Genomic DNA, 24439 nt, shown 5'->3' with positions numbered 1-24439 from the left:
GATTATGCAATGCAATATACCAAACTTGGCAATAGCGACCTGATTATCTCCCGTATCTGTATGGGATGTATGGGATTTGGTGATCCAACCATTGGACAGCATAGCTGGACACTGGGAGAAGCCGAAAGCCGCGATATCATTCGATATGGTCTGGAAAACGGCATCAATTTTTATGATACCGCCATTGCCTATCAACTGGGTTCGAGTGAACGTTATGTCGGCAAAGCTCTGCGCGATATGGCTAAGCGCGATGAAGTGGTGGTTGCCACCAAATTCCTGCCCCGCACAAAACAACAAATCGCCGACGGGATAAGCGGCCAGCAGGCTATCGCCCATTCACTCGATACCAGCCTGCATAATCTCGGCATGGATTATGTCGATCTCTATATCTACCATATCTGGGACTATAACACGCCGGTTCTGGAAGTGCTGGAAGCCCTGGATCGTGCCGTCCGCGCAGGGAAAGTCCGTGCCATTGGCATTTCCAATTGTTATGCCTGGCAGCTCGCCAAAGCAAATGCGCTGGCTGAACGCGAGAGGCTGACCCCGTTCGTTTCGGTGCAAAGTCATTACAACCTGATTATGCGTGAAGACGAACGCGAACTGTCTGGATTATGCCATGAAGACAATATTGCCATGACGCCTTACAGCGCATTGGCGAGCGGACGCCTTTCCCGCCAAAGCGACATACAAACCCAGCGAGCAACCAAAGATGATTATGCGAGAGGCAAATACGATAAAACCGCCGGGCAAGACCAGATAATCATTGACCGCGTCGCTGAACTTGCCGCCCGTCATCATGTATCAATGACGGAAATTTCTCTCGCATGGTTATTAACAAAAGTGAATGCCCCGGTAGTGGGCGCAACTAAAAAGCACCATATAGAGGGTGCAGTAAAAGCGGTGGAATTCACCCTGAGCGAAGAAGAAATCATCTTCCTTGAGGAGTGTTATTTGCCACATAACCTTTCCGGCATCATGGCACAAAATACGCCTCAGACTAAAGACAATAAACAGGTATGGACGCGATGATACCACCTCTGAATCATGCATAAATTAATCGATAATTATTTATTCACTTAACAAGAGAATACCGCATGTTAAAAAAAATAATGTTGTCTGCCCTGGTGATGGCATCCATGACGGCTCACGCTATGGCGAGTCGCCCTGCTTATTATGTTGCTGAATTTCAGGCCACGGATCCGCAAGGAATAAAACCCTATAGCGAGCAGGTTGAATCGACGTTTAAACCTTATAGTGGGCGCTTTATTGTTCGTGGCGGAGTGCTGGATGTCAAAGAAGGTTTTGGTGCACAGGGTCGACTGGTTATCATCAAATTTGACAGCTTAAAACAGGCTCAGGACTGGTACAACTCTGCCGGATATCAGAAAATTATTCCGATCCGTCATCGCTCAGGTAACTCACGTACTTATATTGTCGAAGGACAGCTTGATTAAGCAAAAGCGTCTGTTTCTATGAATCAATCATTGTTCATCATTATTATTTCATTCATTTGTGAGAATTACTCATAACACTGTCCTGAGAAATGGCATTCCCAATATCCTGGGGGCGGAGCTACCATTTAATCATTCACATGACGGAGACAGACCAAATGAGTAACGGTATTAAAGATAAAGTTATTGTCATCACGGGTGCCAGCAGTGGCCTGGGCGAATGTACTGCACGCCACCTGAGTAAGCTGGGTGCCATTCTTGTTTTGGGTGCCCGCCGTGCTGAACGCCTTCAATCACTGGTTGCCGATATTGAAAAACAAGGTGGTATCGCCATCGCCGTCGCCACGGACGTGACGCGTAAAGCACAGGTTGAAGCCTTACTTAAGGCAGCGGTTGATAAGTTTGGTCGTATTGATGTGTTGCTCAATAACGCCGGACTGATGCAGCAATCCCGCCTCGACAGCCTGAAAACGGATGAATGGGACAATATGATTGATGTGAACTTAAAAGGGACACTGTATGGCATCGCTGCCGCACTGCCTTATATGCAGGCGCAAAAAAGCGGCCACATCATTAATGTCTCATCCGTTGCCGGCCATAAAGTGACGCCCGCAGGTTCAGTGTATTGCGCCACCAAACATGCGGTTCGGGCGATCAGCGAAGGGCTGCGTTCTGAAGTGAAAGCATGGAATCTGCGCACTACCATTATTTCGCCCGGCGCCGTTGCAACCGAACTGACCGATCATATTACGGAAAAAGACATTGGCCAGGGTATCCGTGATTTCTACCAACAGCATGCCGTTGGCGCGGATTCTTTTGCACGCGTTGTTGAATTTGCTATCTGTCAGCCTGCGGAAGTGGATATTAACGAAATCCTTTATCGTCCCACCAGCCAGGAACTCTGATTGCCATCACCGGTAAAAGGCGTGTCTGATCCGTGCAGTCACGCCTGTTGTCGCCGAACCTATCCCGCGACTGATGACGGGCGAATACCCGCTATCACTGGAGATATTGTTCGTCTCCCACTTTTCCAGCCAGTTAACATTGGTTCCTTCGTTACTGGTTTCCTGAATAGCGATATGGGATACGCTAGTAGTCGACCTAGCTAGCTAGAAGAAATTAAAGAGTGGATTGATGGGAATATTAATAAACCACTGAAGGTTAAAGATGTAGCTAAAATATCTGGTTATTCTAAGTGGCACTTACAACGTGAATTTATGAAATACACTAATAAGACCTTATGCCAATATGTTCTTGATAGAAAACTCTATTTTGCAGCAAAAGATCTTGTCAGTGGATATGAGCCTATTTTGAGCATTTCCTTAAGGTACGGATTTGATTCTCATCAATCTTTCACCCGAGTATTTACCCGCAGATATAAAACACCACCATCAGTATACAGAAGAAATAATTATTTGATGCACAGGTGTTACCCCGGCATAATTGTAGATAATGATAATGCCGATTCAATTGTTCATAAAATATAGACGTGCTGTATTTTTTAATAATATACATTAAGCTGGTATTGATCCCAATGAGGTGCCTCCTACTGGCAGTGAGATAAGGATATGACTAAGTCTTATGAATATGTTTACAGTATATTTTCACTGACCCTAAGGTTTTCTTAAGCTTTACAATGTGTCGATTGTTAAATCCAGTTTTTAACTCTTATTAGTTTGAGTTTTACGAGTATAAATTCCAAATCTCTCATTTGATAATAATTTCAATTCTCATTCTCGTGTCAGGATGTTTAGATTCCTGCGCTGTGCCAATTAATGACTAAGCATTTCAATACAAGGAATCAAAATGAATCGTTTATTGCCACTTAGTTCGATCGCTCTTGTCATTGCCTCCCTGATTTCTCTCTCCTCTGCCAGCGCTGCTGAAAATGACACCGGTATTGTGGTTTATAATGCGCAGCATGAAAATCTGACCAAGTCATGGGTGGATGAGTTTACCAAAGAAACCGGTATCAAGGTCACCGTGCGCAATGGCGGAGATACTGAACTGGGTAATCAAATCGTTCAGGAGGGCAAGGAATCACCTGCTGATGTTTTCCTGACTGAAAACTCACCTGCCATGACTCTGGTGGATAACGCTAAACTGTTTTCACCCCTTGACCCAGAAACATTAAAACAGGTCCCGGCACAATATCGCCCTTCACATGGCAAATGGATTGGCATCGCTGCGCGTAGCACGGTATTTGCCTATAACCCGGCCAGGATAACCAAATCACAACTTCCTGTCTCAATGATGGACCTGGCAAAACCTGAGTGGAAGGGGCGCTGGGCTGCATCTCCATCTGGCGCAGATTTCCAGGCCATTGTCAGCGCCATGCTTTCATTGAAAGGTGAAGCCGCAACGCTCGACTGGCTCAAAGCAATGAAAACCAACTTTGTACCCTATAAAGGCAACAGCACTGTTTTAAAAGCCATTAATGCTGGGCAGATCGATGGTGGGATTATCTACCATTACTATTACTTTGTAGACCAGGCTAAAACCGGCGAAAACAGTAAAAACACTGCGCTTCATTATTTCAAAAATCAGGATCCCGGCGCCTTTGTCAGCATTTCTGGCGGCGGCGTATTAGCCTCAAGTAAACATCAGCAGCAAGCACAATCATTTATTAAATGGATTACCGGAAAAAAAGGCCAGGAAATGCTGCGAACCAACAATGCGTTTGAGTATGCAGTGGGAGATGGACTGGCATCAAATGCCAAACTGGTTCCATTATCCGAGTTGAATGCCCCTAAAGTTGATCCTGCTTCACTCAACAGCCAAAAAGTGAGTCAGTTAATGATCGAAGCCGGACTTCTTTAACCGTGAAATTTTGAGCGCCCGATGACAGGTTTAACATCAAGCCGTTGTAAATTTACCAGAATGAAAATCACATCCAAATTCCATGTGGTATTGACAGTTCTGGCGATGGTTATTGCACTGCTGGCACTATTACCCTTAGGTTTTGTGATTAGCGTAGGGATAGACGCCGGATGGAAAACCGTTAAGGCGCTCATTTTCCGCCCCAGGGTTGGTGAACTGCTGATTAATACTTTTTGGTTAATCACCGTCACCGTTCCCGCCTGTGTGGTGCTGGGTACGCTTCTGGCGTGGTTAACTGAGAAAACCAATTTACCGGGCCGCCGTATCTGGTCGGTTCTCATGGTGGCACCGCTGGCTATTCCTGCCTTTGTGCAAAGCTATGCGTGGGTCACTTTTTTTCCCGGAATGAATGGGTTATTCGCGGCAACATTTATCGCGGTACTCGCTTACTTCCCGTTTATCTACATGCCTGTCGCGGCAATGCTGAGGCGTTTTGATCCCAGTTTAGAGGATGTCGCTGCATCACTGGGCGCCAGTCCGGTGAAAATATTCTTTCGCATCATCCTGCCTCAGCTGCGCTTGCCAGTCTGTGGCGGAGCTTTGCTGGTCACACTGCACCTGTTGGCTGAGTATGGTCTGTTTGTGATGATTCGCTTTGATACCTTCACAACCGCTATTTATGATCAATACCAATCGGCATTTAACGGACCGATGGCCAACATGCTTGCCGGTGTTCTCGCCCTATGTTGCCTGATGGTTATGGTTGTTGAAACGGCGGCGCGTGGTAAAGCCCGCTATGCACGGGTAGGAAGTGGGGCGGCCAGAAAACAGCTCAAACGAAAACTGACACCGCTCTCAGGATTATTTGCATTAGCATGCTTCACGCTGGTGGTCACTCTGGCATTAGGTACACCGACATTGGCGCTCGCTCGCTGGCTATGGATTGGCGGTCTCAATAATTTTATCAGCGCAGAGTTATGGAGTGCACTGGGTCAGACCGTTACCCTGGCGTTGCAGGGTGCAATGATCACTACCGCGTTTGCCATACCCATTTCATGGTTGGTGGTGCGCTATCCTGCTCGTCTTTATCGCCTGTTGGAGAACTGTAGTTACATTGCCAGCGCCTTGCCGGGGATTGTGATTGCTCTTGCTCTGGTGACCGTCACTATCCATTATGCCCGGCCTGTATATCAGACCAACATCACGCTGTTCCTGGCCTGGCTGCTGATGTTTGCACCCCGCGCACTGATCAATCTCAGAGCAGGGGTCTCTCAGGCACCAGTCGAACTTGAACAGGTCGCACAGAGTCTCGGCACATCACCTGCGATGGCGGTGTTTAAAATTACGATGAGACTGGCTGCGCCGGGGGCAACCACCGCTGCCGCACTTGTCTTTCTGGGCATCAGCACTGAACTTACCGCAACGCTGCTGCTTTCACCCATTGGAACACGAACCTTAGCGATGGGTTTCTGGTCTTTAACCAGTGAAATTGACTATGTGGCCGCGGCTCCCTATGCGCTCTTAATGGTATTAATTTCTTTGCCTCTTACCGGGGTTTTATATATTCACTCGCAAAAGCTAATGGGACATTGAGATGTTATTGCTGGAAAATATTTCAAAAAAATTTGGCACTGCTCAGGTTTTAAATAACATCAATTTAAGTGTTACCTCTGGCAGCAGGACAGCGATTGTCGGCCCATCGGGTTCTGGCAAAACCACGCTACTTCGCCTTATTGCCGGCTTTGAAATACCCGACAGTGGCAGGATCATACTGAATGATAGGCCGCTATTCACCGGAGAGAGTTTTGTTCCCCCTCATCACCGTAAAATAGGGTTTGTTCCACAGGAAGGTGCATTATTTCCACATCTCAGCGTCGCAAAAAATATCTCATGGGGGCTGAAAGGAACGTCAAAAGAAATAGAGCGGCAGGTTCATGCGTTGATGGAGCTGGTTGCTCTGGATCAGAGCCTGGCGAAACGCTGGCCCCATGAAATTTCTGGTGGCCAGCAACAACGCGTTGCCCTGGCAAGGGCATTAGCACAAAAACCCGCTTTAATGCTGTTGGATGAACCCTTCTCGGCGCTCGATGCCGGGTTAAGGAATGCTACTCGCAAAGCCACCGCCGAATTGTTAACTGAAGCGGGAGTGGCCTCAATATTAGTGACTCATGACCAAAATGAGGCATTATCTTTTGCGACTCAAATCGCTGTTATCAGTCAGGGCAGTTTTGCTCAGACTGGACGGCCAATAGAGGTCTATTCCAATCCAATTAACCAGGAGACGGCGCTCTTTCTGGGGGACGCCATTCTTCTGCCAGGCCAAATTCGCGACGCAAAGGTGTATACGGCTTTGGGGGATATAGATGTGCCTGATGCACCCACCGATGGCTGCCACACGGTTATGCTACGCCCTGAGCAACTGCGTATTGAACCTTGTCATGCCCGGCAAAGTGATGCAGTTGCAACGATCATGCATATCGATTTTTCAGGGTTTTTTTTCAACACTGACGCTGCTGATTAATGCCAGTGTTCAGACCATAACCGTTAAAGTGGTGACGCGTGCTGATTTAAGACCAGGCATACTGGTGAATGTTTTGATCTCCGGCTCGGCGGTGATTGTTAATTGAGGCATGATCTATTTGGACCCATCACGAAGCTCATGACGAAGTTAAAATTGCGCGAGGCGTTGACGCTGAATGTCCAGCATGGACGGCTCCAGTGGAATATAGCCTTCGGCACTATTCGTTTGGGCAGCAACGATGGCTTGTCCCTCTGAGGAGAGGGTGAGTGACAGCCACGTCTTCAGTTCAGGGTTGAGCTTTTGACCCGGCGGCAGATCAAAATAGAGCGAGACATAACTGGATAACGGATAGTTTCCCCGGCCAACATTGGCTAAATCTGGCAGCATGTAATCCATACGGTCATCAGCGGCCAGCGCCACAATTCTTGTCTGCTTTGCAAAGGCTGCGGCATTAAACCATCCCACTGTGCCGATGCCAAACGGGTCATTCGCCACCGCTTCCAGCACTGCCTGACGATCTGGCAGAGGCTCATAGTGTGGCGGATAAGGAAGGCCCTGCAGGTGCAGATGACGAAATGCCGTTGCATATTTACCGTCGTCGTGCAGGCCATACAAATGAATGCGCCGATGCTGGTATTCTTCCTGCAAACCCAGTTGTGACCACATGCTGATCTCACCCTGCGGATTTCCCCTGGCGAAAAGGGCACGCACCTGTGCCATCGTCAGCCCCTGCAGCGGGTTACGCTGATTAACGTAAAAAGCGGGTGGGGTTTTTGCATCCGCGCGCGGCCCATGTCCGTTATAGCCGACATGGATGCAGGTTGGGGCATAGCCTTTCACCTGCAAAAATGCATCCAGCTCATACTGCCAGGGAGAACGAGAGATGGGCGCAACCCAGCTGGCATTAGCCGCCAGCGCCATAATCGCCGTTGAGGAACCTTCCATGGTGCAGGTGAACAGAATTTCTGGATGTTGGCGCTGAAAAAGTTCGCACCATGGTGTAACCAGCGAATCCATGCCGTCATTACCAATAATCGGCAGCGTTGTCGTTGTACTAGCAGTATTCATAAGCAATTAGCCAAAAGGTTGGACTGGTGGTTGACCATATCGTCAGAAAGAGACGCGTAGCGAGACTGTGTGTTGATGATTTGTTGTCCCGTAGCTGACAGCACAAAACTGGCAAAATCGATCAGCGGCTGGCTGATAATCCCGTGCCGATTTTTTGGCAGATAAAGGTGCAGATAGCGGGTAAGGGGATAGTCACCGCTTTGCATATTATGCAGGCTTGCGTCATAAACCTGACCCTCTTCGTCAGAGATTGGCAGCGCGCGGATATGTGAATTTTCACGGCCCGCTTCAGCAATGCCAATCGCCGTGGGCATGCTGGCCAGTTTTTCGAGCAGCTCATCGGTAGTGCTGACATATTCACCACTCCAACCCGGCTGACGCTGGTTAAAGTGATGCTGACTCATGAATATGTTGAGTGGCGCGATATCGGGCAAACGCAGTGGGTAAAGGCTGCCAGCATTAGCGACATTCAGCTGAGCCCATGAGGAGTAATCTCCCGCCGAATTGCCACGCGTAAATACCTTACTAAGCTGCTGCAACGTAATGTGTGGCAATGGATTTGCCCGCTGCACATACACACAGGCAGAAACCGGTGCACAAATCGCTACCCTGATAGCGAATGGCGGGCTGCCGAGCAGCTTACGGTAAGGCACGCTTTCAAAACGGGTCATTTCGCGTTCGAGCAGTGCCATGGCGCTTTGGCCGGTCATCATGTAAGCAAACACTGATGCTTGCCCCAGTGCCGTCGCCAAATATTCCCTTTCTGGCTGGTGAGTGCTGAATGCTTCAATCAATTGACGGGCAACATCACTGCTGTTTTCACAGGCTCCCAACTTATAAACCCGAGGGTCTGGCGCTTTTAAATGCGCGGTATAGATCGTTGAACTCATTATCCGTTGTTTCTCTATTAACAATTTTCCAGGCTTACCGCGTAAATGAGGTAACCGGCAGCAGCAAGCAGCGCACTCAGTATCATACGTGATGATTTCTTTTTCCAATAAAAGCAATGAAAATCAACCGGATATTAAAGTTCGCTAAATAGAAATTATGTTAAATACGATATCCGCACACACCCCGGACCGCACCTCGACCGTAGCGGCGTGATTTATCACGCGGGTTTTCCCTCGTCATCGCTGGACGATGCGCGATAAATCGCGCCGCTACGGCAAAATTCCGCAGGATTTTCCCCTGCTCTTTCCTCAGATTTCACGTAGCGACGCCTGATAACATTGAGCCTGGCTATGTAATCAGGAATACCTATTCCACGCAGCTTCCATGGCTTTTCCCTGCACAGTTTTATAGCCATATCGGTTGATGGTCGCTTCCAGTGCTGCGAGGGTTTGCAGTACGCAATCCTTACGGGCGTTGTAGCCCATGGTGCCGATACGCCACATTTTTCCTTTTAATGGACCGAATGAGGTGCCGATTTCGATGCCGAAATCGTTAAGCATACATTCGCGGATTTGCTGGTCATGCAGGCCGTCAGGAATATTAATACCCAGCACATTATTCATCTTATGCTGAGGGTCACCGAACACCTCCAGTCCCATCGCCTCAACGCCGGCACGTAACGCATCGCCGTGCAGCGCATGTCTGGCGATGCCCGCATCCAGGCCTTCCTGCACAATCAGGCGGGCGCACTCACGCGCACCATACAGCGCTGATGTCGCTTCGGTATGGTGGTTAAGCCGTTCACTACCCCAGTAATCCATGATCATGGCGAGATCGAAATAATTAGAAGAGATGATGGGTTCGTCACCATCATGATGTCTGTCATCGCGTATGCCTTCTTCGACGTGACGACGTCGCTGGATGTAGTCAGCCATCGGCTCACTCAGCGTAACCGGCGATGTTCCGGCGGAGCCGCCCAGGCATTTTTGCATCCCGGCGGAGACTGCATCTAAGCCCCATGCATCGGTTTCGAGAGGGTTGCCGCCGAGAGTCGCGGTGGCATCAGTATAAAAAAGTACGCCATAACGTTGGCAAATTGCCCCTAATTCTTCCAGTGGTTGTCGCATGGTGGTTGAGGTATCACCATGCACGGTTAACAACATGGTTGGTCGAACGCGTTTGATGGCATCTTCGATCTGATCTGGTGTAAACACCGTCCCCCAGGGGGTCTCAATGGTGTGAACTTCCGCCTGGCAACGACGGGCGATTTCACATAATAAATGCCCGAAGCGACCAAAAACCGGCACCAGAACTTTATCGCCTGGCCGAATGGCCGACACCAGAATCGCCTCAATGCCCGCACGGGAAGTGCCATCAACCAGCAAGGTCCAGTGGTTCGCGGTGCGGAACACCGAACGATACAGCATCATGACTTCGTTCATGTATGCCGTCATGGCCGGGTCATATTGCCCAATAAGTTGTGCTGACATCGCCCGCAATACACGAGGGTCTGCATTGATCGGACCGGGTCCCATTAACAGACGCTGAGGGGGATTCATCTGGGTGAAAACATGCTTGTTCAAAGAATATTCCTGCTGTTAGTGACGTAATATTTTGCTGACAAACTGGCGGGTACGCTCGTGGATGGGAGCATCAAATACCTGCTGTGGTGAACCGGTTTCCACCACCTGTCCATCGGCCATAAACACCACCTTCGACGACACTTCACGGACAAAACTCATCTCATGAGAAACGATAAACATGGTGATCCCTTCAGAGGCCAGTTCGCGGATGGTATCCAACACCTCGTTGACCATCTCAGGGTCGAGTGCTGCTGTCACTTCATCCAGCAGCAGAATGGTCGGCTTCAGTGCCAGCGCTCGGGCAATCGCCACTCGCTGCTGCTGGCCGCCGGAGAGTTGATCCGGGTAAGCATTGATGCGATGTGACAGCCCCACCCGTTCCAGCAGGCGACGCGCATCCTGCTCCACTTCCTTCTTCGACCAGCCTTTAATTTTGGTTGGCGTGATCATCACGTTTTCCAGCACGGTCATATTCTGGAACAGGTTGTACTGCTGAAACACAATCGCGATGGACTCACGCAGCTGACGTAACTCATTTTTATTGGTGTAATCCACCACGCTGTTTTCCAGCAAAACCTGCCCCTCTTTCGGTAGCAGCAATCCCATCAGCACGCGCAACAAGGTACTTTTGCCAGAACCAGAAGGACCGATCAGGCTGACAATGTCGCCCTTCTCCACCGATAAAGTGACATTCTCCAGCACGGGCTGGTCGTTATAGGCGGCTTTTAATTTAATGATGTCGAGCTGTGGCAATTTTTCTCTCCAGACGCTTACCCAGACGCGATAACGGATAAGACACAATGAAATAAAGCATGAGGACGACGGCATAAACCAGCGTGGCCGAATAACCTTTATCAGAAAGGATTTTGCTGGCGGAGGTGAGTTCCATCACCCCAATCTGCGAGGCAAGCGTCGTGTCTTTGATGTACATAACAAAGAAGCTGAAGGTTGGCGGGATCACCACCGTCAGAGACTGCGGAATGATCACGTAGCGCAGTGTCTGCAAATAGGAAAAATTCAGCGTGACCGCCGCTTCCCACTGGTTATGATGCACGGATTCCAGACCACTGCGGATGATTTCCCCTAAGTAAGCCGCGGCGATAATACATACGCTGATCAACGCCACGGTGAAGGTGGAAAAGCGCAGTCCGGAATACTGGCTGATAAAAAACACCAGAAATAACGTCACCAGAAAAGGAATACGCCGGAAAATAAAGAAGTAGACATGTACCACCCCGCGCAGTGGTGACAGCATCGCCGCTTTGGTATTGATCACCACTGCCAGCACGAAGCCCGCCAGAAAACCAATCAGGCAACCAAACGCCGACAGTGCCAGCGTGATACCCAGACCCTGTAATAACAGCAACAGGTTGTAGTACGAGAACAGCCCGGTAATTTCCGACCAGTCGAAGTAGCTCATTAAAATACCCCCGTCCTGGCTCGAAACAGAAACCGCCCCATAATGGCCAGGGCAAAGGTGGCAAGAATGGTGATAGCGATATAAATAACGGCAGCCACTGAGAAGGATTCCACCGACAAATAAGTTTGTGAACTCAGGTTATAGGTGCGACCGGTGAGTTCTTCGACGCCAAACATGGAGGCCATCGAGGTACCCAGAGTCATAACAATGAACTGGTTCGAGAGGGGGCGGAACATCACCTTGATCACATGCGGAAGGATGACGTAACGGATGATTTGGATACGCGAGAATCCCAGAACTTCTGCGGCTTCAATTTCCATACGGCGGACAGAATCGAAACCTGCGCGCTGGATTTCGCACAAATAGGCACCCGCGTTAAAAGTGGCGCCGATCAGCACCGCCGTAAACGGCGAAAGCAAAATACCGACTTCTGGCAGCGCAAAAAACAGAAAATAGATCTGCACCAGCTGCGGAGTATTGGTGGCAAAAATCACATAGGCGTTAATGAATTTGCCTGCCAGCCTGGGACCATAGCGCAGGATGCTGGTACAAATCATCGCAATCACCATACCAAAGGCGAAGGCCAGCACTGCCAGTTGCAGGCTAATCCAGGCTCCGCCCAACAGGTAAGGCAGTTGATCGAGAATAGGAAAAAAATTCAGGTTCATCAGAACAATGCTCAATCACACAAGGGCGCCCTGACCTTCCGGGCGCCCGATTTAATCAGAACGAAAATCAGTATTTCGTCGGCGAGGCGGTGGGATCATGCAACATGGCGTGACCGAACCATTTCTTCCAGCTGCTGCCGATAAAGCCTGATTTATGCAGCGAGGCGATCTCGGTATTTAACTTCTCGCGCAGCGCTGTGTTGCCTTTGCTGACGGCGATACAGTCGTAATCCACCTCAATCGGGTCATCCACGACATGCCATTTGGTGGGATATTTTTTGGTGTAATCCAGCATGAAATCGAGCACGTCAATCAAAGCATCGGCACGGCCCTGGGCAATGGCGCGCACGGCATCCGGGTAGTTATCGAGGATTAACAGCTGTGCCTTGGGAATATTGTCCTGGATATATTTAATTGGCGTGGTGCCACGTACCTGCACCAGTTTCACTGACGGATCATTCAAATCCTGCCATTTTTTGTAGGGCTTTTTCTCGGTCGTGAGAATGCCCAGCACTTCGGTGTTAACCGGATCGGTGAAATCGACCACTTTCATGCGGTCATCATTACGGGTCATCCCGCCCATCACCGCATCAATCTTGTCAGACATGATAAAGGGCACGCGGTCATTCGACCCAACTGCAACCAGTTCCAGCTTCACCCCCATCGAATCGGCAATTTTTTTCGCTACGGTCGCATCAAAACCAGAGATCTGATTTTTATCGTCATACACCCCTAACGGCGGGAGATTTGGATTCACGCCGACGATCAGCGTTTTGGATTTCATGATCTCATCCAGCGATCTGGCGTTGGCCGTTGCTGCGCCAAACAGCGCGCTGGCAATACAACTCGCGATAACCATTTTTCCCAACATACTAATTTTACTCATTATTTAACTCCCGGCGTCGTCTGATTGCTTACCCTGGTGTTGGCAAATTACCAACGATATAAACTTCGTATGCTTTACATATACGATTGGTATACGATACCATGCCTTCCATCTTGTCAAGCCTCAATGAGCAGTTGTCGACCAAAAAGGGTGACTTTATGCAGCACATTTCAGGGAAAAACGTCCGTTTCGTTTTTGACAATCAGGGATATATGGCCTTGAAGGGCCAGAGCATTGCCGCCGCGCTTTTTTCGAGTGGCCTCAAAACGTTGCGCTTCAGTCCTCATCAACATCAACCCCGTGGCATGTTTTGCCTGATGGGGTCGTGTCAGGAGTGCCTGGTCATGGTGGAGGGTAAGCGGGTATTAGCTTGCAAAACTGAGGCCAGTGCTGATCTGATTGTTCACTCCGTACCGGATATCGATCCTTATGAATCATTATGACCTGATCGTGTTAGGTGCCGGGCCGGCTGGTGTTTCGGCGGCACTGCTGGCAGCAGCGAAAGGACTGCGTGTCGCGCTATTCGACGAAAATAGCGCTGCCGGGGGGCAGGTATATCGCGCGCCGATCATGCCAGACGCAAAAATGGACGGTGCGGAATTCAGGGCCGGTGAAACCTTGCGCGATGAACTATCACGAAGCAACGTGTGCCTCTTTTTAGGGCATACGGTGTGGGCGGTAACCGGCGATTATCGTGTGGATGCCCTTGGGCCGGCGGGTTCAATGTCCTGCACCACGACGGTGCTGCTGGTGGCGAGTGGCACCACAGAACGCGTAGTGCCCTTTGAAGGGTGGACGCTGCCCGGGGTTATTGGTCTGGCAGCGGCGACGATTTTACTCAAATCGCAGCGCACCTTGCCGGGCAACACCACCCTGGTGGCCGGGTGCGGACCTCTGCTGGTGGCCGTAGCGGGTAATACCCTCAAAGCGGGCGGCCAGGTGAAGGGCATTGTGGATATTGCCTCGCGTGGCGAGTGGTGCAGCACAGCCGCAGCGTTGTTGAGCCGCCCTGCTATTTTCAAACAAAGCCTCGGCTATGGCTTACCTATTTTGCGCGCCAGGGTACCGATTTATTCACGCCATACCCTGGTGAAAGTGACTGCACAAGGCGATCAGTTACTGGCTGAGCTGGCTCCGTGTGATGCCTCAGCGCGGCCCATCGCCGGTCCCACGAAACAGATTCTGGTGGATTGCGTTGCCGTTGGTCATGGTCTGACACCTTCTACCGACATTACGCGGCTGCTGCATGCAAAACATGATTATTCCCGTGAAGCGGGAGGCTGGATTGCACAGACGGATGAAAATGGCCAGACCAGCCGTGAACGGTTGTTTGTTGCTGGCGACAGCGCCGGTATTCGCGGTGCCGCTGCGGCCATTGAGCAGGGAAAACGGGTCGGGCTGGCCTGTGTGGCGCTCATTCGCGGTGAAACTGCGGCCGCGTCTGAGGCGGAGAACCTGACCAAAGCCTGGCAGCACGCCGCCCGTTTCGGTCAGAAGATGGCCGCGATGATGGCACTGCGCGAAGGCCATGTTGAGAGCATCCCGCAGGATACCGTGGTTTGCCGCTGTGAAGACGTCACGCGCGCGGAAATTGAACAGGCCTGCGAGGCCGGAGCCAGGGATGTTAACCAGCTGAAAGCCTGGACGCGCTGTGGCATGGGGCCCTGCCAGGGACGCACCTGTGGTGATATTGCTGCCGAACTGCTGGCCAACAAACAAGGCGTGTCGCGTGAATCTGTCGGGATCTTCTCTCCCCGCACCCCACTTCGTCCTCTCACCATCAGCGACATGACCGGTGACTACGACTATGCAGACATTCCGATTCCTAAGGCGGCCCCCCTGTGAGTGTACTTAACCCTTCATCACACTTTGATGTGTGCATCGTGGGCGGCGGTGTTATGGGCTGCTCCACCGCGCTGTTTCTGGCGAAAGCCGGGATGCGCGTGGTGGTGGTGGAACGCAATGCCCTGTGCCGCAGTGCATCCGGCGTCAATGCGGGTACGTTAACGCTGCACATGACCCGCGCGGCACTGGTGCCCTACGCCATGAAAGCCTGGGAAATGTGGATGCAGCCGGAAACCTGGCTGGGTCAGGGCGTGTTAGCGACCCATGCGCCCGGTTTATCCCTCGCGTTTACCGATGCCGAAGTCGCTATGCTGGAGGAACGTGCCGCCGCGCGGCGTGAATATGGTGCAGATATCTCGATCATCTCCCCACAGCAAGCGATGGCGATCGATCCCGGCATTAATGGTTCCATCAAGGCGGCGGCCTTTTGTGAAATAGACGGTTTCGCCAGCGCCTATCTGACCGGTCGTGCGTTTCATGCGGCGTTACGAGCCGCCGGGGTGACCATCATGGAGCAATTCCCGGTGGGACATATTGAACGCCAGAACGCGAGGTATCGCGTTTCGACCGCAGATCGCAGCCAGTCTGTTGAGTCCGCCCGGCTGGTGCTGGCTGGCGGTGTCTGGCTGGAACCGATGCTGAAGATGGTCGGTATTACCATTCCGGTTAAAACCCTGATCAACCAGCTGATTGTGACTGAAAGGATGCCGCCGGTGATGCGTTCAGTCCTGAGCATCGCCAATGGCCTGCTCTCCATGAAGCAGTTTGCAAATGGCACCGTGGTGATTGGCGGTGGCTGGCAGGGTATCGGTTCGCGTGAACTGGGCGGCAGAGAAACCATTCCCGAGAACCTGATCGGTAACCTGCGGCTGGGGCAACATGCGGTCCCGGCACTGGCGTCCGCCCGCGTCGCCCGTATCTGGCTTGGCCTGGAGTCCGAAACCGCCGATGCGATGCCGATGATAGGTGCAGTACCGCAGCACCCGGATCTCTACGTTATCGGATGCGTCCACTCCGGCTATACCAGCGGCCCATATATGGGCAAGTTGCTGGCTCAGCAGATTTTAGGTCAGCAACCAGACATGCCGCTTTTCGATCCCTCACGACTGCTACCCAATGAAAACGACGCGGTCGCTTCCTTTTCCAGAGGCTAATAACAAAATGAAAGAGTTACACCATTACCAGGGTGTGTATGCGGCGACAGTCTGTCCAATGGACGAGACCGGCAAATACATTGATGAAGCGAGCCTGATTGCGCATTTGCGCCAGGTTTCGCAGGTGGCAGGGATCCGCGGTTTGTTGATCAACGGGCATGCGGGCGAAAACTTCGCGCTCTCGCGTGAGGAAAAACGCCGGGTGGTCACTCTGGCTCGTCAGGTGTGCCCGCCAGATACGTTACTGGTGGCCGGTCTCAACGCTGAAGACAGTTACGATGCGCAGGCTCAGGCCGATGATGCGAAAGCTGCCGGGGCCGATGCCATTCTGCTGTTCCCACCCTACTCCTGGACACTCTCAACCGACGATAAAACGGTACTCAATCACCACCGGATCGCCAACCAAAACGCTGCCTTACCCATGATGCTGTATCAGTCGGGAGTGAGCAGCGGAGGTATGGCGTATCCACCCAGCCTGCTGCAGCAACTGGTCTGTTTACCCAACGTGGTTGCGGTAAAAGAAGGCAGCTGGGAAACCGCCACCTATGAGGCGAATCTGCGATTGGTGCGTGAAGTTGCACCGCACGTTGCCGTGATGGCTTCGGGTGATGAGCATCTGCTGACCTGCTTTGCGCTGGGCACCGATGGCAGCCTGGTGAGTCTGGCGGCGGTAGTCCCGGAACTGGTGGTGGCGCTGTACAACGCGATGCAGGAACAGAACCTCGCTGAAGCGCAACGATTGCATCAGTTTGTTTATCCATTGGCGAAGGAGATTTATGGCACCTGGCCTGGCACCCATGCCAATGCACGTTTAAAAGCCTGCCTGCATATTGCCGGGCACCTTCCCCATGCCATGCCCCGCCCGCCAGTGCCTGCCGTTGACGATGCACAGCGCCAGCGGTTAGCGAAGGCGCTGGCTTTTGCACAATCCTTTACTGCCAATTCCTAATTGCAAGCGGAGACCAACATGACGAGTACCCTGATTCGCGGTGGGCGCATTATCACTGCTGTCGACGATTATCACGCCGACATTCTTATTGAGAATGAAAAGATAGTCAGCATCGGACTGAACCTGCAACCTGGGGCAAACTGCCAGGTGATTGAAGCTAGCGGCATGCTGCTGTTTCCGGGCGGAGTAGACTGCCATACCCACATGGAAAACACCTTTGGCCCCTCGGTCACCGCCGATAACTTTAAATCAGGCACCCGTTCGGCCGCATTTGGTGGTACCACCACCATTATCGATTTTGCTTTGCAAAATCATGGCACCAGTCCGCTACAGGCTATCGAGCGTGCACAATCCAAAGCGGATAACGTCGCCAGCATTGATTATGGCTTTCACGTCATCATCACCGAGGTGGACAAACAGGTACTGGAAGATATGCGCTATGCCATCCGTCATGAAGGCGTTTCCAGCTTCAAGATGTTTATGGCGTATCCGGGAACCGTGATGTCGGATGATGCCGCCATTTTCCAGGCCATGCGTATGGTGGGTCAGCATGGCGGGATGGTCGCGCTGCATGCGGAAAACGGCACCATCGTCGAATTGTTAATTCAGGAAGCGCTGGCCCAGGGGCACACTTCCCCCCGTCATCACGCCCTGACACGTCCCGCCCTACTGGAAGGTGAAGCGACCCACCGCGGGATCAAACTGGCAGAACTGGCCGAAGCACCGGTCTACTTTGTTCATTTATCTGCAAAAGAAGCATTGAAACATGTGGTGGAAGCGCGTGACCTGGGCATTCCGGTGTTCGCTGAAACCTGCCCGCATTACCTGTTCTTTGATGAGTCTTCTTACGCTGACAGCGACGAGTCCGACAGCTTTGATGGCGCGCGTTTTGTTATGAGCCCGCCGCTGCGATCCAAAGAGGCGCAAAACGCGCTGTGGACAGCACTGAAAACCGATGACCTGCAATTGATCTCCACCGACCATTGCCCCTATTGCATGAAAGAAGGCCACTTAGGAAAAATTAATCAGAAGCCGCTCGGCGCGAATGATTTCTCCAAAATCCCTAACGGCGTGCCAGGTGTCGAGACGCGTATGACCGTGGTGTATGACGGCGGCGTGCGCAGTGGTCGCATTTCGCTGAACCGCTTTGTTGAGCTGATGTCTACGGCACCGGCGAAATTGTTCGGCCTGTTCCCACAAAAAGGCACCATTGCTGTGGGCAGCGATGCCGATATCGTCATCTTTGATCCAAATGAAAAGCACACCATCAGCGCCGCGACGCAGCATAGCGATGTTGACTTCACGCTGTTCGAAGGCCATCAGGTGCAGGGTAAAGTTAAGAAGGTCTTATTACGCGGTGAGCTGCTGGTTAATGATGACCAGTGGGTGGGCAGAACCGGTCAGGGACGTTTCGTTCGCCGTGGTGAAGTTGGTAAGTGGTAGGAGAACGCGATGCCTTACTATGACTATCATTGCCCGGAATGCGGCACGTTTGAATTGCGTCGTTCGGTGGCGGAACGCGATCAGCCTGCACCCTGCCCGGTTTGTTCGCAACATGCTGAAAGGAAACTGAGTTTCCAGCCGGTGTTGCTACGCAGTAAACCTGGCGCGGAGGTCCGTAACCCGTTACATGTTGAGGGATGCCCCTGCTGCCCAGGGCAGATCAAGTAAGCCACGTTGGGAGGGTATGCGTCCGGCGCATACCCTCGCGCGTTTAGTTGCCTTCGGTGATTCTTTTCATCACGAATGTCGACAGGTTTCTCAGGTGCGTTCTCACTGCCAGGCTGGCCGCTGCGGCATCCCCGCTTTTCCAGGCATGCAGGATGGCCAGATGTTCTTCACGATCTTCTTCGATGCGGTTAAAGGGGGTGATCAGTTCAAACATCCGGCTCTGGGTACGGGCCTGTTCAATCATCCGAGCCAGCACCGCATTGCCCGAGTGCTGAGCAAAGAGGGTGTGTACGGTATCGTCAACATCCCAGTAGGCTTGTTCGGGCTGACCCGCAGATAAGGACTGCACCTGCTCAGCCAGTTGATCAATCACCCCGGCATCAATTTTGTTGATGGACAGCGCAATCGCCTCGGTTTCCAGCAGCTCGCGGACTTTCATGATTTGAAAATATTCCTGCGCGCTAATAAAGCGAACGGAATAGGAGCGTGCGCTCGATCTGACCAGCAACCCTTCACCTTCGAGTCGCAGCAACGCTTCACGCAGCGGTGTCCGGGAAATATTAAGTTCTTCAACCAGACGACCTTCAACCACCGCGCCGCCGCTCCGGAGGGTTTTTTCCAGGATCATACGGCGAAGCATTTGATAGGCCACTTCCCCTAACTTTTCTGCAGAGGTTTGTTTTACTGAGGTCACTTGGTACTCACCATCAAGACATTTACTGGAAAGTATACAATACGTGTACGATTGAAAAAAGCAGTAAACCTGAGAATTAGCCAGCATGAAAAGCCGGTAAAACATGATGATAATTGCTGCTGAACCGTTTTGCGCAGCGACATGGCAATGCGTCTCGCTGGATAGTCTGCTGACAGAAGAAGAGAATTCTTTCTTTTATCAAGGAATGACTTAAAAATTATCACGGTTCATCCTGATGGCAGTAAATTATTGCAAACGAACTTCACTCTCCTGATAGCGGTTCATAAAATCATGCTGTTACGCTAATGTGACAGGGTTAAAGAAATAATCACCCGGCGTTTTGTCATTATCAAATATGGCTTGTGCGTAAAAATAAATCATTTAATTAACCATGCATCATGAATTAAGGGAATAAAATGCATAATATATCAAGGCGAAAATTAATTGTGGCGTCATTAGGCGCAACAGCGCTGGCTGCAACGGGGAGTGCCTTTGCGAAAAGTGCTGATAGTAATAAGACATTCCTGAAAGGAAATAAAATGAACAGTCAAAGAGCATTGATCATTGTCGATATGCAAAATGATTTCCTGCCCGGCGGTTCGCTTGCGGTTCAGGATAGCGATGTGATCATTCCAGTTATAAATAGTCTGTATGATAAATTTGATAATATCATTGTGACTCAGGACTGGCATCCAGTAGGACATATCTCTTTTGCCAGCAGCCACGAAGGTAAAAAACCGCTCGATGTTATTGAAACCAGCTATGGTCCGCAGGTGCTGTGGCCCGATCATTGTGTGCAGGGCAACTCAGGCGCTGAAATCAGCAAGCAGGTAAAAACAGATAAAGCGCAATTAGTGATTCGTAAAGGCTACAACATCGGACTGGACAGCTATTCTGCTTTTGAGGAAGCCGATCACAGTACGCCAACAGGTCTGGCTGGCTATCTGCATGAACGCGGGATCAGCGAACTCTATGTCGTGGGTGTGGCGACAGATTTTTGTGTTGGCTGGACGGCAATGGATGCGGTGAAAAAAGGCTTCAGCGTGAGCGTAATTGAAGACGCCACCAAAGGTATTGATCTGGACGGTTCTCTGGCTGACGCCTGGGATAAAATGCAGGCTGCGGGTGTTAAGCGAGTTAACTCAACGGATATCACGGCGGTCGTTCGCGCTTAAAGGGCAAAAGGTAGCGAACTGTTTCGCTACCTTCTGTTTTAACTATTTTTGCTCAGCGCTTTTCTGCTGCTTATTTGCCATATGATGGCCGACAACACATCCAACTGCCGCACCGATAACAGCATGATGTTTGAGGTGCCCCACCGCTGCACCGACGGCGGCCCCTTTAAGGCATCCTTTTGCCTGTGCCTGGGAAGTCACGGACATCAGCAGGCTCAGAGTGACGACCAGAATCGAAATTTTACGCATTTATTTTCAGTCCACAGGAAATGAAAGACAACTCGGGATCTCAGAATATCCTCCCTAATCACAATGATGAATAAACGGGTTAAGGCAGTGAACAGCAAAACTGTAACTCTTTGATTCGCTATGTATCCTGGAAAACAATGAGGGGCACAGTGTTTAATTTTTTGGGTGATTTTTTTCATGCACTATAGTTTGTTGTAACTAACAAGATGTGGTATTCCTTCGCATCCGGAACTTGTTAACAGGTCTTGACTTCGATACTCTGGAGACCTGTTAAGCAGTCATTACAAGAGGCCCATATGCCGCATATTATTCTGAGTGATACCAGCGCTAGCGTTAGCGAACTAAAGAAAAATCCGATGGCAACAGTCAGTGCCGGAGATGGTTTTCCGGTGGCTATACTGAACCGCAATCAACCCGCATTTTATTGTGTACCCGCTGAGCTTTACGAAAAAATGCTCGATGCGCTGGACGACCATGAACTGGTCAACCTGGTTAATGAGCGCAACAATCAGCCATTACTGGATGTGGACCTGGATAGTTTTTTATGAGCTATATCGTAAAATTCAGGCAAGATGCGCTCAAAGAATGGCAAAAACTGGACAAAACGATTCAACAACAGTTTGCAAAGAAACTTAAAAAGTGTTGTGAGAATCCGCATATCCCCGCAGCAAAACTACGGGGAATAAAAGACTGCTACAAGATAAAACTTCGTGCTTCTGGTTTCCGTCTGGTCTACCAGGTTATTGATATGCAATTGGTCATCGCGGTAGTAGCCGTCGGTAAAAGAGAACGTAGTGATGTTTATAACCTGGCAAGCGAACGCATGAGATCTTAAATTTTTGATGACTGTCTCACAATCTTTTCTCAACTTCTTGCCGGCTCTGCCGATAGTTAAAACAGCATAGACTTTTACAGGTCTGTCTTAGCTCGCTTCAAAAAACACCAGGTTGGTCAGGACAACACTATCCCGGCCTGCACAGCGATGTGCAGAAGAGACATCTGTCATGTCCGGCAGGGAAAAATCATGCAGCACGCCATGAAAGTTACGCCCCAGCAGGCGTAGCCAGAGAAGGCTCTGCATACGTCTTATTCAACGGAATAGCGATAACCTCCTGGGGTGTCTTATGTTTGGTGTGAAAAAATCGAGCCTTGCTCTGCATTTCTCCAAAGATGGCAACATAGTGAAGGACATTAATGCGATCAAACAGCATGTGGCATGGATTGAGTTTTTGCCTGATGGCGAAATACTCAGCGCTAACCCGCAGTTTCTTGAGGTTACCGGCTACAGCCTGAGCGAAATTCAGGGGAAACATCACCGGATTTTCTGTAGCCCGGTTTACAGCCAGTCGTCGGACTATCGCACCTTCTGGCAGACGCTGGCTTCAGGTGAATCGGTCACCGGCATTTTTGAACGCTTCAATAAGCAGCAGCAACGGTTCTATCTCAGTGCCACCTACTTTCCGGTCAGCGACGATAAAGGCAAAGTCTACAAGGTGATTAAAGTCGCCACCGACATCACCGCACGACATCAGGAACTGGAGCAAAAAGAAGCCGTCATCACCGCGCTGGACCGCTCGATGGCGGTGATTGAATTCACACCCGACGGCCACATCATCGGCGCCAACAACAATTTCCTCACCCACATGGGTTATCAGCTGTCCGCGATTGTCGGCAAGCACCATCGCATCTTCTGCTATGACAATTTTTATCGTGAGAATCCGGATTTCTGGCAAAAAATCAGCAAAGGTCAGCACTTTGTCGGTCGTTTTGAGCGCAAAACGGCCAGCGGTGAACGTATCTGGCTTGAAGCCAGCTACAACCCGGTCTATGACGTGGACGGTAAGGTGCACAAAGTCATCAAAATTGCCTCAGATATCACCAGCCGTGTTGAAGCCGCAAAACGGGTGGCGGATATCGCCGTGACCACCTCGGAACAAACCTCGCAAATCACCCACAACGCCAATGAAGTGCTGGATGAAACGGTCCGTAACTCGGGGCTGGTGGCGCAGCAGGTCAATGCCGCCACCGAGATCGGTGCGCAGCTTAATGCCTCAGCCAAAAGCATCAGCGAAGTGGTGGAATCGATTAACCTGATTGCCTCACAAACCAATATTCTGGCGCTGAACGCGGCGATTGAATCGGCACGGGCTGGCGAAGCCGGGCGCGGGTTTAGTGTGGTAGCGGGCGAGGTGCGACGACTGGCGGCTTCAACTTCAACGGCCACCAAAAAAATCACTGAAGTGGTGGAAGAGAATGCGCGTCTGATCCAGCAAATGTATCAACAGCTGGATGAGGTCAAACATTTTGTGGTGACCGAGCAGGATAAAATCAGCGACCTCTCGCGCAGCCTGCGCGAAATAAACCGCGGCGTGCACGAATTTGTTAATGTCATCCATCGTCTGGATGTGTGATTATTGAACATGACGGGAGCCGGATGGCTCCCCTTCCCCGAAACTCAAATCAGCAAACATTTCAACGAAAGGCATAATCACCGAGGCATCGTGACTGGCGTGCTGATACAACAGCCAGGTGCGGCTTTTCAGCGTCTCCCCCGCTACCTGCAACGGCTGGCACCACAACCGTTCTGACAGAGGTTGATAGCTCGATACAATCGCATAACCCAGACCACGCTCCACCATCGCCAGGCACACTTCCAGCTTATCCACCTGCATTGCCACGCGCGGTGCCAGGGTGAAATTGGCGTTCCACCAGCGCTCAATCAGATGAGTGATATGGCCGCCATGATTGATACGAATTTGTGGCAGCTGCGGCAATAATTGCAGGTCGAGTGGCTGCTGGCTGACCAGCCAATAATCATCAATATCCACCAGCCGCTTACCGTCCCGCCAGTGATAATCATCTTTCACCAGTGCGGCATGCACTTCGTCACGCTGGAGTTTTTGATACATCTCTTCGCTTAAACCACTGACCAGATTGACGCGGATGCCGCTATGCAGTTCGCTGAACCGCGCCAGGATCTCAGGCAACCGATAGGCAGCAAAGTTGCTGGTGACACCAATGCGTAGCTCGCCCTGACGTGGCTGGCTGAGGCTGTGCAGCGTCTGCCGCAGCTGCTGCGATTCCTGCAACATCTTATCGGCGTGCTGCGCCAGATAACGTCCCTGGGCGCTGAAAATCAGGCTGCGACCGCTTTCTTCAAACAGCTGCACATTGAGTTTGCGCTCAATCTGCTTCAGCCGATAACTCAGCGCGGGCTGTGAGGTATACAGCTGCTGCGCCGCGCGCGTGATGTTCTGGTGCTGCCAGACAGTAAAAATAATCAGCCAGTCTTTCTCGTTCATCTCTGCCTTCCTGTTTTCTCCTATCCATAAAATATTTTTTGCGTTGATGACGCAAGCAATAAAAAAGCTCAATTGGGCTTTTGTGATAA

27 protein-coding genes and 1 pseudogene are annotated in these 24439 nt (G+C 51.0%); 17 read left to right on the top strand and 11 right to left on the bottom strand.

Going from position 1 to position 24439, the window contains the following annotated elements; genetic code table 11:
* Positions 1–9 precede the first annotated feature (9 nt).
* The 7 genes and pseudogenes from HA50_RS22015 (at position 10) to HA50_RS21985 (ending at position 6901) form a co-directional block, all read left to right on the top strand.
* Positions 10–1032, top strand: coding sequence for an aldo/keto reductase (locus HA50_RS22015; RefSeq protein WP_084878980.1), 1023 nt, complete (start codon positions 10–12; stop codon positions 1030–1032).
* Positions 1033–1097: 65 nt separating this feature from the next.
* Positions 1098–1457 carry a DUF1330 domain-containing protein gene (locus HA50_RS22010; protein ID WP_084878979.1) on the top strand — a complete coding sequence of 120 codons (360 nt, stop codon included), beginning with the start codon at positions 1098–1100 and terminating at the stop codon, positions 1455–1457.
* A gap of 155 nt (positions 1458–1612) precedes the next feature.
* On the top strand, positions 1613–2359 hold the full coding sequence (locus tag HA50_RS22005) for an SDR family oxidoreductase (protein WP_084878978.1): 747 nt from the start codon (positions 1613–1615) through the stop codon (positions 2357–2359).
* 213 nt (positions 2360–2572) lie between these two features.
* On the top strand, positions 2573–2941 hold the full coding sequence (locus HA50_RS22000) for a helix-turn-helix domain-containing protein (protein ID WP_084878977.1): 369 nt from the start codon (positions 2573–2575) through the stop codon (positions 2939–2941).
* 319 nt (positions 2942–3260) lie between these two features.
* The gene (locus HA50_RS21995) at positions 3261–4274 is read left to right on the top strand and encodes an iron ABC transporter substrate-binding protein (RefSeq protein ID WP_139811004.1); all 1014 of its coding nucleotides are present in this window, start codon (positions 3261–3263) and stop codon (positions 4272–4274) included.
* A gap of 60 nt (positions 4275–4334) precedes the next feature.
* Positions 4335–5867: an ABC transporter permease gene (locus HA50_RS21990; RefSeq protein ID WP_244193699.1), complete on the top strand. Its 1533-nt coding sequence runs from the start codon at positions 4335–4337 to the stop codon at positions 5865–5867.
* A 1-nt stretch (position 5868) separates the two neighbouring features.
* Positions 5869–6901, top strand: a pseudogene (locus HA50_RS21985) (ABC transporter ATP-binding protein).
* A 41-nt stretch (positions 6902–6942) separates the two neighbouring features.
* Here HA50_RS21985 and HA50_RS21980 read toward each other — a convergent pair.
* The 7 genes from HA50_RS21980 to HA50_RS21950 all read right to left on the bottom strand — a co-directional run bounded on the left by HA50_RS21980 (position 6943) and on the right by HA50_RS21950 (position 13311).
* Positions 6943–7863 (bottom strand): PstS family phosphate ABC transporter substrate-binding protein, encoded by a 921-nt coding sequence (locus tag HA50_RS21980; RefSeq protein ID WP_139811003.1) that lies wholly within the window; start codon positions 7861–7863, stop codon positions 6943–6945.
* The gene (locus HA50_RS21975) at positions 7860–8870 is read right to left on the bottom strand and encodes a PstS family phosphate ABC transporter substrate-binding protein (protein ID WP_139811002.1); all 1011 of its coding nucleotides are present in this window, start codon (positions 8868–8870) and stop codon (positions 7860–7862) included. The genes HA50_RS21980 and HA50_RS21975 overlap by 4 nt, the downstream gene beginning before the upstream one ends.
* 240 nt (positions 8871–9110) lie before the next feature.
* A complete protein-coding gene (locus HA50_RS21970; protein WP_420851489.1) occupies positions 9111–10313 on the bottom strand; it encodes a pyridoxal-phosphate-dependent aminotransferase family protein in 1203 nt (400 codons plus the stop codon).
* 39 nt (positions 10314–10352) lie between these two features.
* Complete coding sequence (locus tag HA50_RS21965; protein WP_084878971.1) at positions 10353–11090, bottom strand: amino acid ABC transporter ATP-binding protein; 738 nt, start codon at positions 11088–11090, stop codon at positions 10353–10355.
* Entirely contained in the window at positions 11068–11757 is a 690-nt protein-coding gene (locus HA50_RS21960; protein WP_084878970.1) for an amino acid ABC transporter permease, read from the bottom strand. The genes HA50_RS21965 and HA50_RS21960 overlap by 23 nt, the downstream gene beginning before the upstream one ends.
* Entirely contained in the window at positions 11757–12425 is a 669-nt protein-coding gene (locus tag HA50_RS21955) for an amino acid ABC transporter permease (RefSeq protein WP_084878969.1), read from the bottom strand. The genes HA50_RS21960 and HA50_RS21955 overlap by 1 nt, the downstream gene beginning before the upstream one ends.
* A gap of 67 nt (positions 12426–12492) precedes the next feature.
* Complete coding sequence (locus HA50_RS21950) at positions 12493–13311, bottom strand: transporter substrate-binding domain-containing protein (protein ID WP_084878968.1); 819 nt, start codon at positions 13309–13311, stop codon at positions 12493–12495.
* Between the two features lie 158 nt (positions 13312–13469).
* Here HA50_RS21950 and HA50_RS21945 point away from each other — a divergent pair, with 158 nt between their 5' ends.
* The 6 genes from HA50_RS21945 to HA50_RS21920 are packed head-to-tail and all read left to right on the top strand — an operon-like array spanning position 13470 to position 18930.
* Positions 13470–13754, top strand: a complete 285-nt coding sequence (locus HA50_RS21945; protein ID WP_084878967.1) for a (2Fe-2S)-binding protein — start codon at positions 13470–13472, stop codon at positions 13752–13754.
* Complete coding sequence (locus HA50_RS21940) at positions 13741–15156, top strand: NAD(P)/FAD-dependent oxidoreductase (RefSeq protein ID WP_084878966.1); 1416 nt, start codon at positions 13741–13743, stop codon at positions 15154–15156. Before HA50_RS21945 ends, HA50_RS21940 begins: the two co-directional genes overlap by 14 nt.
* Positions 15153–16310, top strand: coding sequence for an NAD(P)/FAD-dependent oxidoreductase (locus HA50_RS21935; RefSeq protein ID WP_084878965.1), 1158 nt, complete (start codon positions 15153–15155; stop codon positions 16308–16310). Before HA50_RS21940 ends, HA50_RS21935 begins: the two co-directional genes overlap by 4 nt.
* Positions 16311–16317: 7 nt before the next feature.
* Positions 16318–17259 (top strand): dihydrodipicolinate synthase family protein, encoded by a 942-nt coding sequence (locus tag HA50_RS21930; RefSeq protein WP_084878964.1) that lies wholly within the window; start codon positions 16318–16320, stop codon positions 17257–17259.
* 18 nt (positions 17260–17277) lie between these two features.
* Positions 17278–18702, top strand: coding sequence for a dihydropyrimidinase (gene hydA, locus HA50_RS21925; RefSeq protein ID WP_084878963.1), 1425 nt, complete (start codon positions 17278–17280; stop codon positions 18700–18702).
* Between the two features lie 9 nt (positions 18703–18711).
* On the top strand, positions 18712–18930 hold the full coding sequence (locus HA50_RS21920; protein ID WP_084878962.1) for an FmdB family zinc ribbon protein: 219 nt from the start codon (positions 18712–18714) through the stop codon (positions 18928–18930).
* 43 nt (positions 18931–18973) lie between these two features.
* On the opposite strand, the gene HA50_RS21915 is transcribed toward HA50_RS21920, so the two are convergent.
* Complete coding sequence (locus HA50_RS21915; RefSeq protein ID WP_276329384.1) at positions 18974–19582, bottom strand: GntR family transcriptional regulator; 609 nt, start codon at positions 19580–19582, stop codon at positions 18974–18976.
* A 458-nt stretch (positions 19583–20040) separates the two neighbouring features.
* Here HA50_RS21915 and pncA point away from each other — a divergent pair, with 458 nt between their 5' ends.
* The gene (pncA, locus tag HA50_RS21910) at positions 20041–20799 is read left to right on the top strand and encodes a bifunctional nicotinamidase/pyrazinamidase (protein ID WP_084878960.1); all 759 of its coding nucleotides are present in this window, start codon (positions 20041–20043) and stop codon (positions 20797–20799) included.
* Positions 20800–20841: 42 nt separating this feature from the next.
* Here pncA and HA50_RS21905 read toward each other — a convergent pair whose 3' ends face one another.
* Complete coding sequence (locus HA50_RS21905; RefSeq protein WP_084878959.1) at positions 20842–21048, bottom strand: glycine zipper domain-containing protein; 207 nt, start codon at positions 21046–21048, stop codon at positions 20842–20844.
* 296 nt (positions 21049–21344) lie between these two features.
* Between HA50_RS21905 and HA50_RS21900 the strand changes: the two genes are divergently transcribed.
* Positions 21345–21596, top strand: coding sequence for a type II toxin-antitoxin system Phd/YefM family antitoxin (locus tag HA50_RS21900; RefSeq protein ID WP_084878958.1), 252 nt, complete (start codon positions 21345–21347; stop codon positions 21594–21596).
* Complete coding sequence (locus HA50_RS21895; protein ID WP_084878957.1) at positions 21593–21883, top strand: type II toxin-antitoxin system RelE family toxin; 291 nt, start codon at positions 21593–21595, stop codon at positions 21881–21883. The genes HA50_RS21900 and HA50_RS21895 overlap by 4 nt, the downstream gene beginning before the upstream one ends.
* 87 nt (positions 21884–21970) lie before the next feature.
* On the opposite strand, the gene HA50_RS31425 is transcribed toward HA50_RS21895, so the two are convergent.
* Positions 21971–22129: a hypothetical protein gene (locus tag HA50_RS31425; RefSeq protein WP_158087429.1), complete on the bottom strand. Its 159-nt coding sequence runs from the start codon at positions 22127–22129 to the stop codon at positions 21971–21973.
* Between the two features lie 43 nt (positions 22130–22172).
* Here HA50_RS31425 and HA50_RS21890 point away from each other — a divergent pair, with 43 nt between their 5' ends.
* Positions 22173–23459 (top strand): methyl-accepting chemotaxis protein, encoded by a 1287-nt coding sequence (locus HA50_RS21890; protein ID WP_084878956.1) that lies wholly within the window; start codon positions 22173–22175, stop codon positions 23457–23459.
* On the opposite strand, the gene HA50_RS21885 is transcribed toward HA50_RS21890, so the two are convergent.
* The gene (locus HA50_RS21885; RefSeq protein WP_084878955.1) at positions 23460–24350 is read right to left on the bottom strand and encodes a LysR family transcriptional regulator; all 891 of its coding nucleotides are present in this window, start codon (positions 24348–24350) and stop codon (positions 23460–23462) included. It lies immediately after the preceding gene.
* Positions 24351–24439: the final 89 nt, after the last annotated feature.

Source organism: Pantoea cypripedii (genome assembly GCF_002095535.1).
GTDB classification, from domain to species: Bacteria; Pseudomonadota; Gammaproteobacteria; order Enterobacterales; family Enterobacteriaceae; genus Pantoea; species Pantoea cypripedii.
Note: the sequence above shows the minus strand (reverse complement) of the source record. Positions and strands in the feature narration are given on the sequence as shown.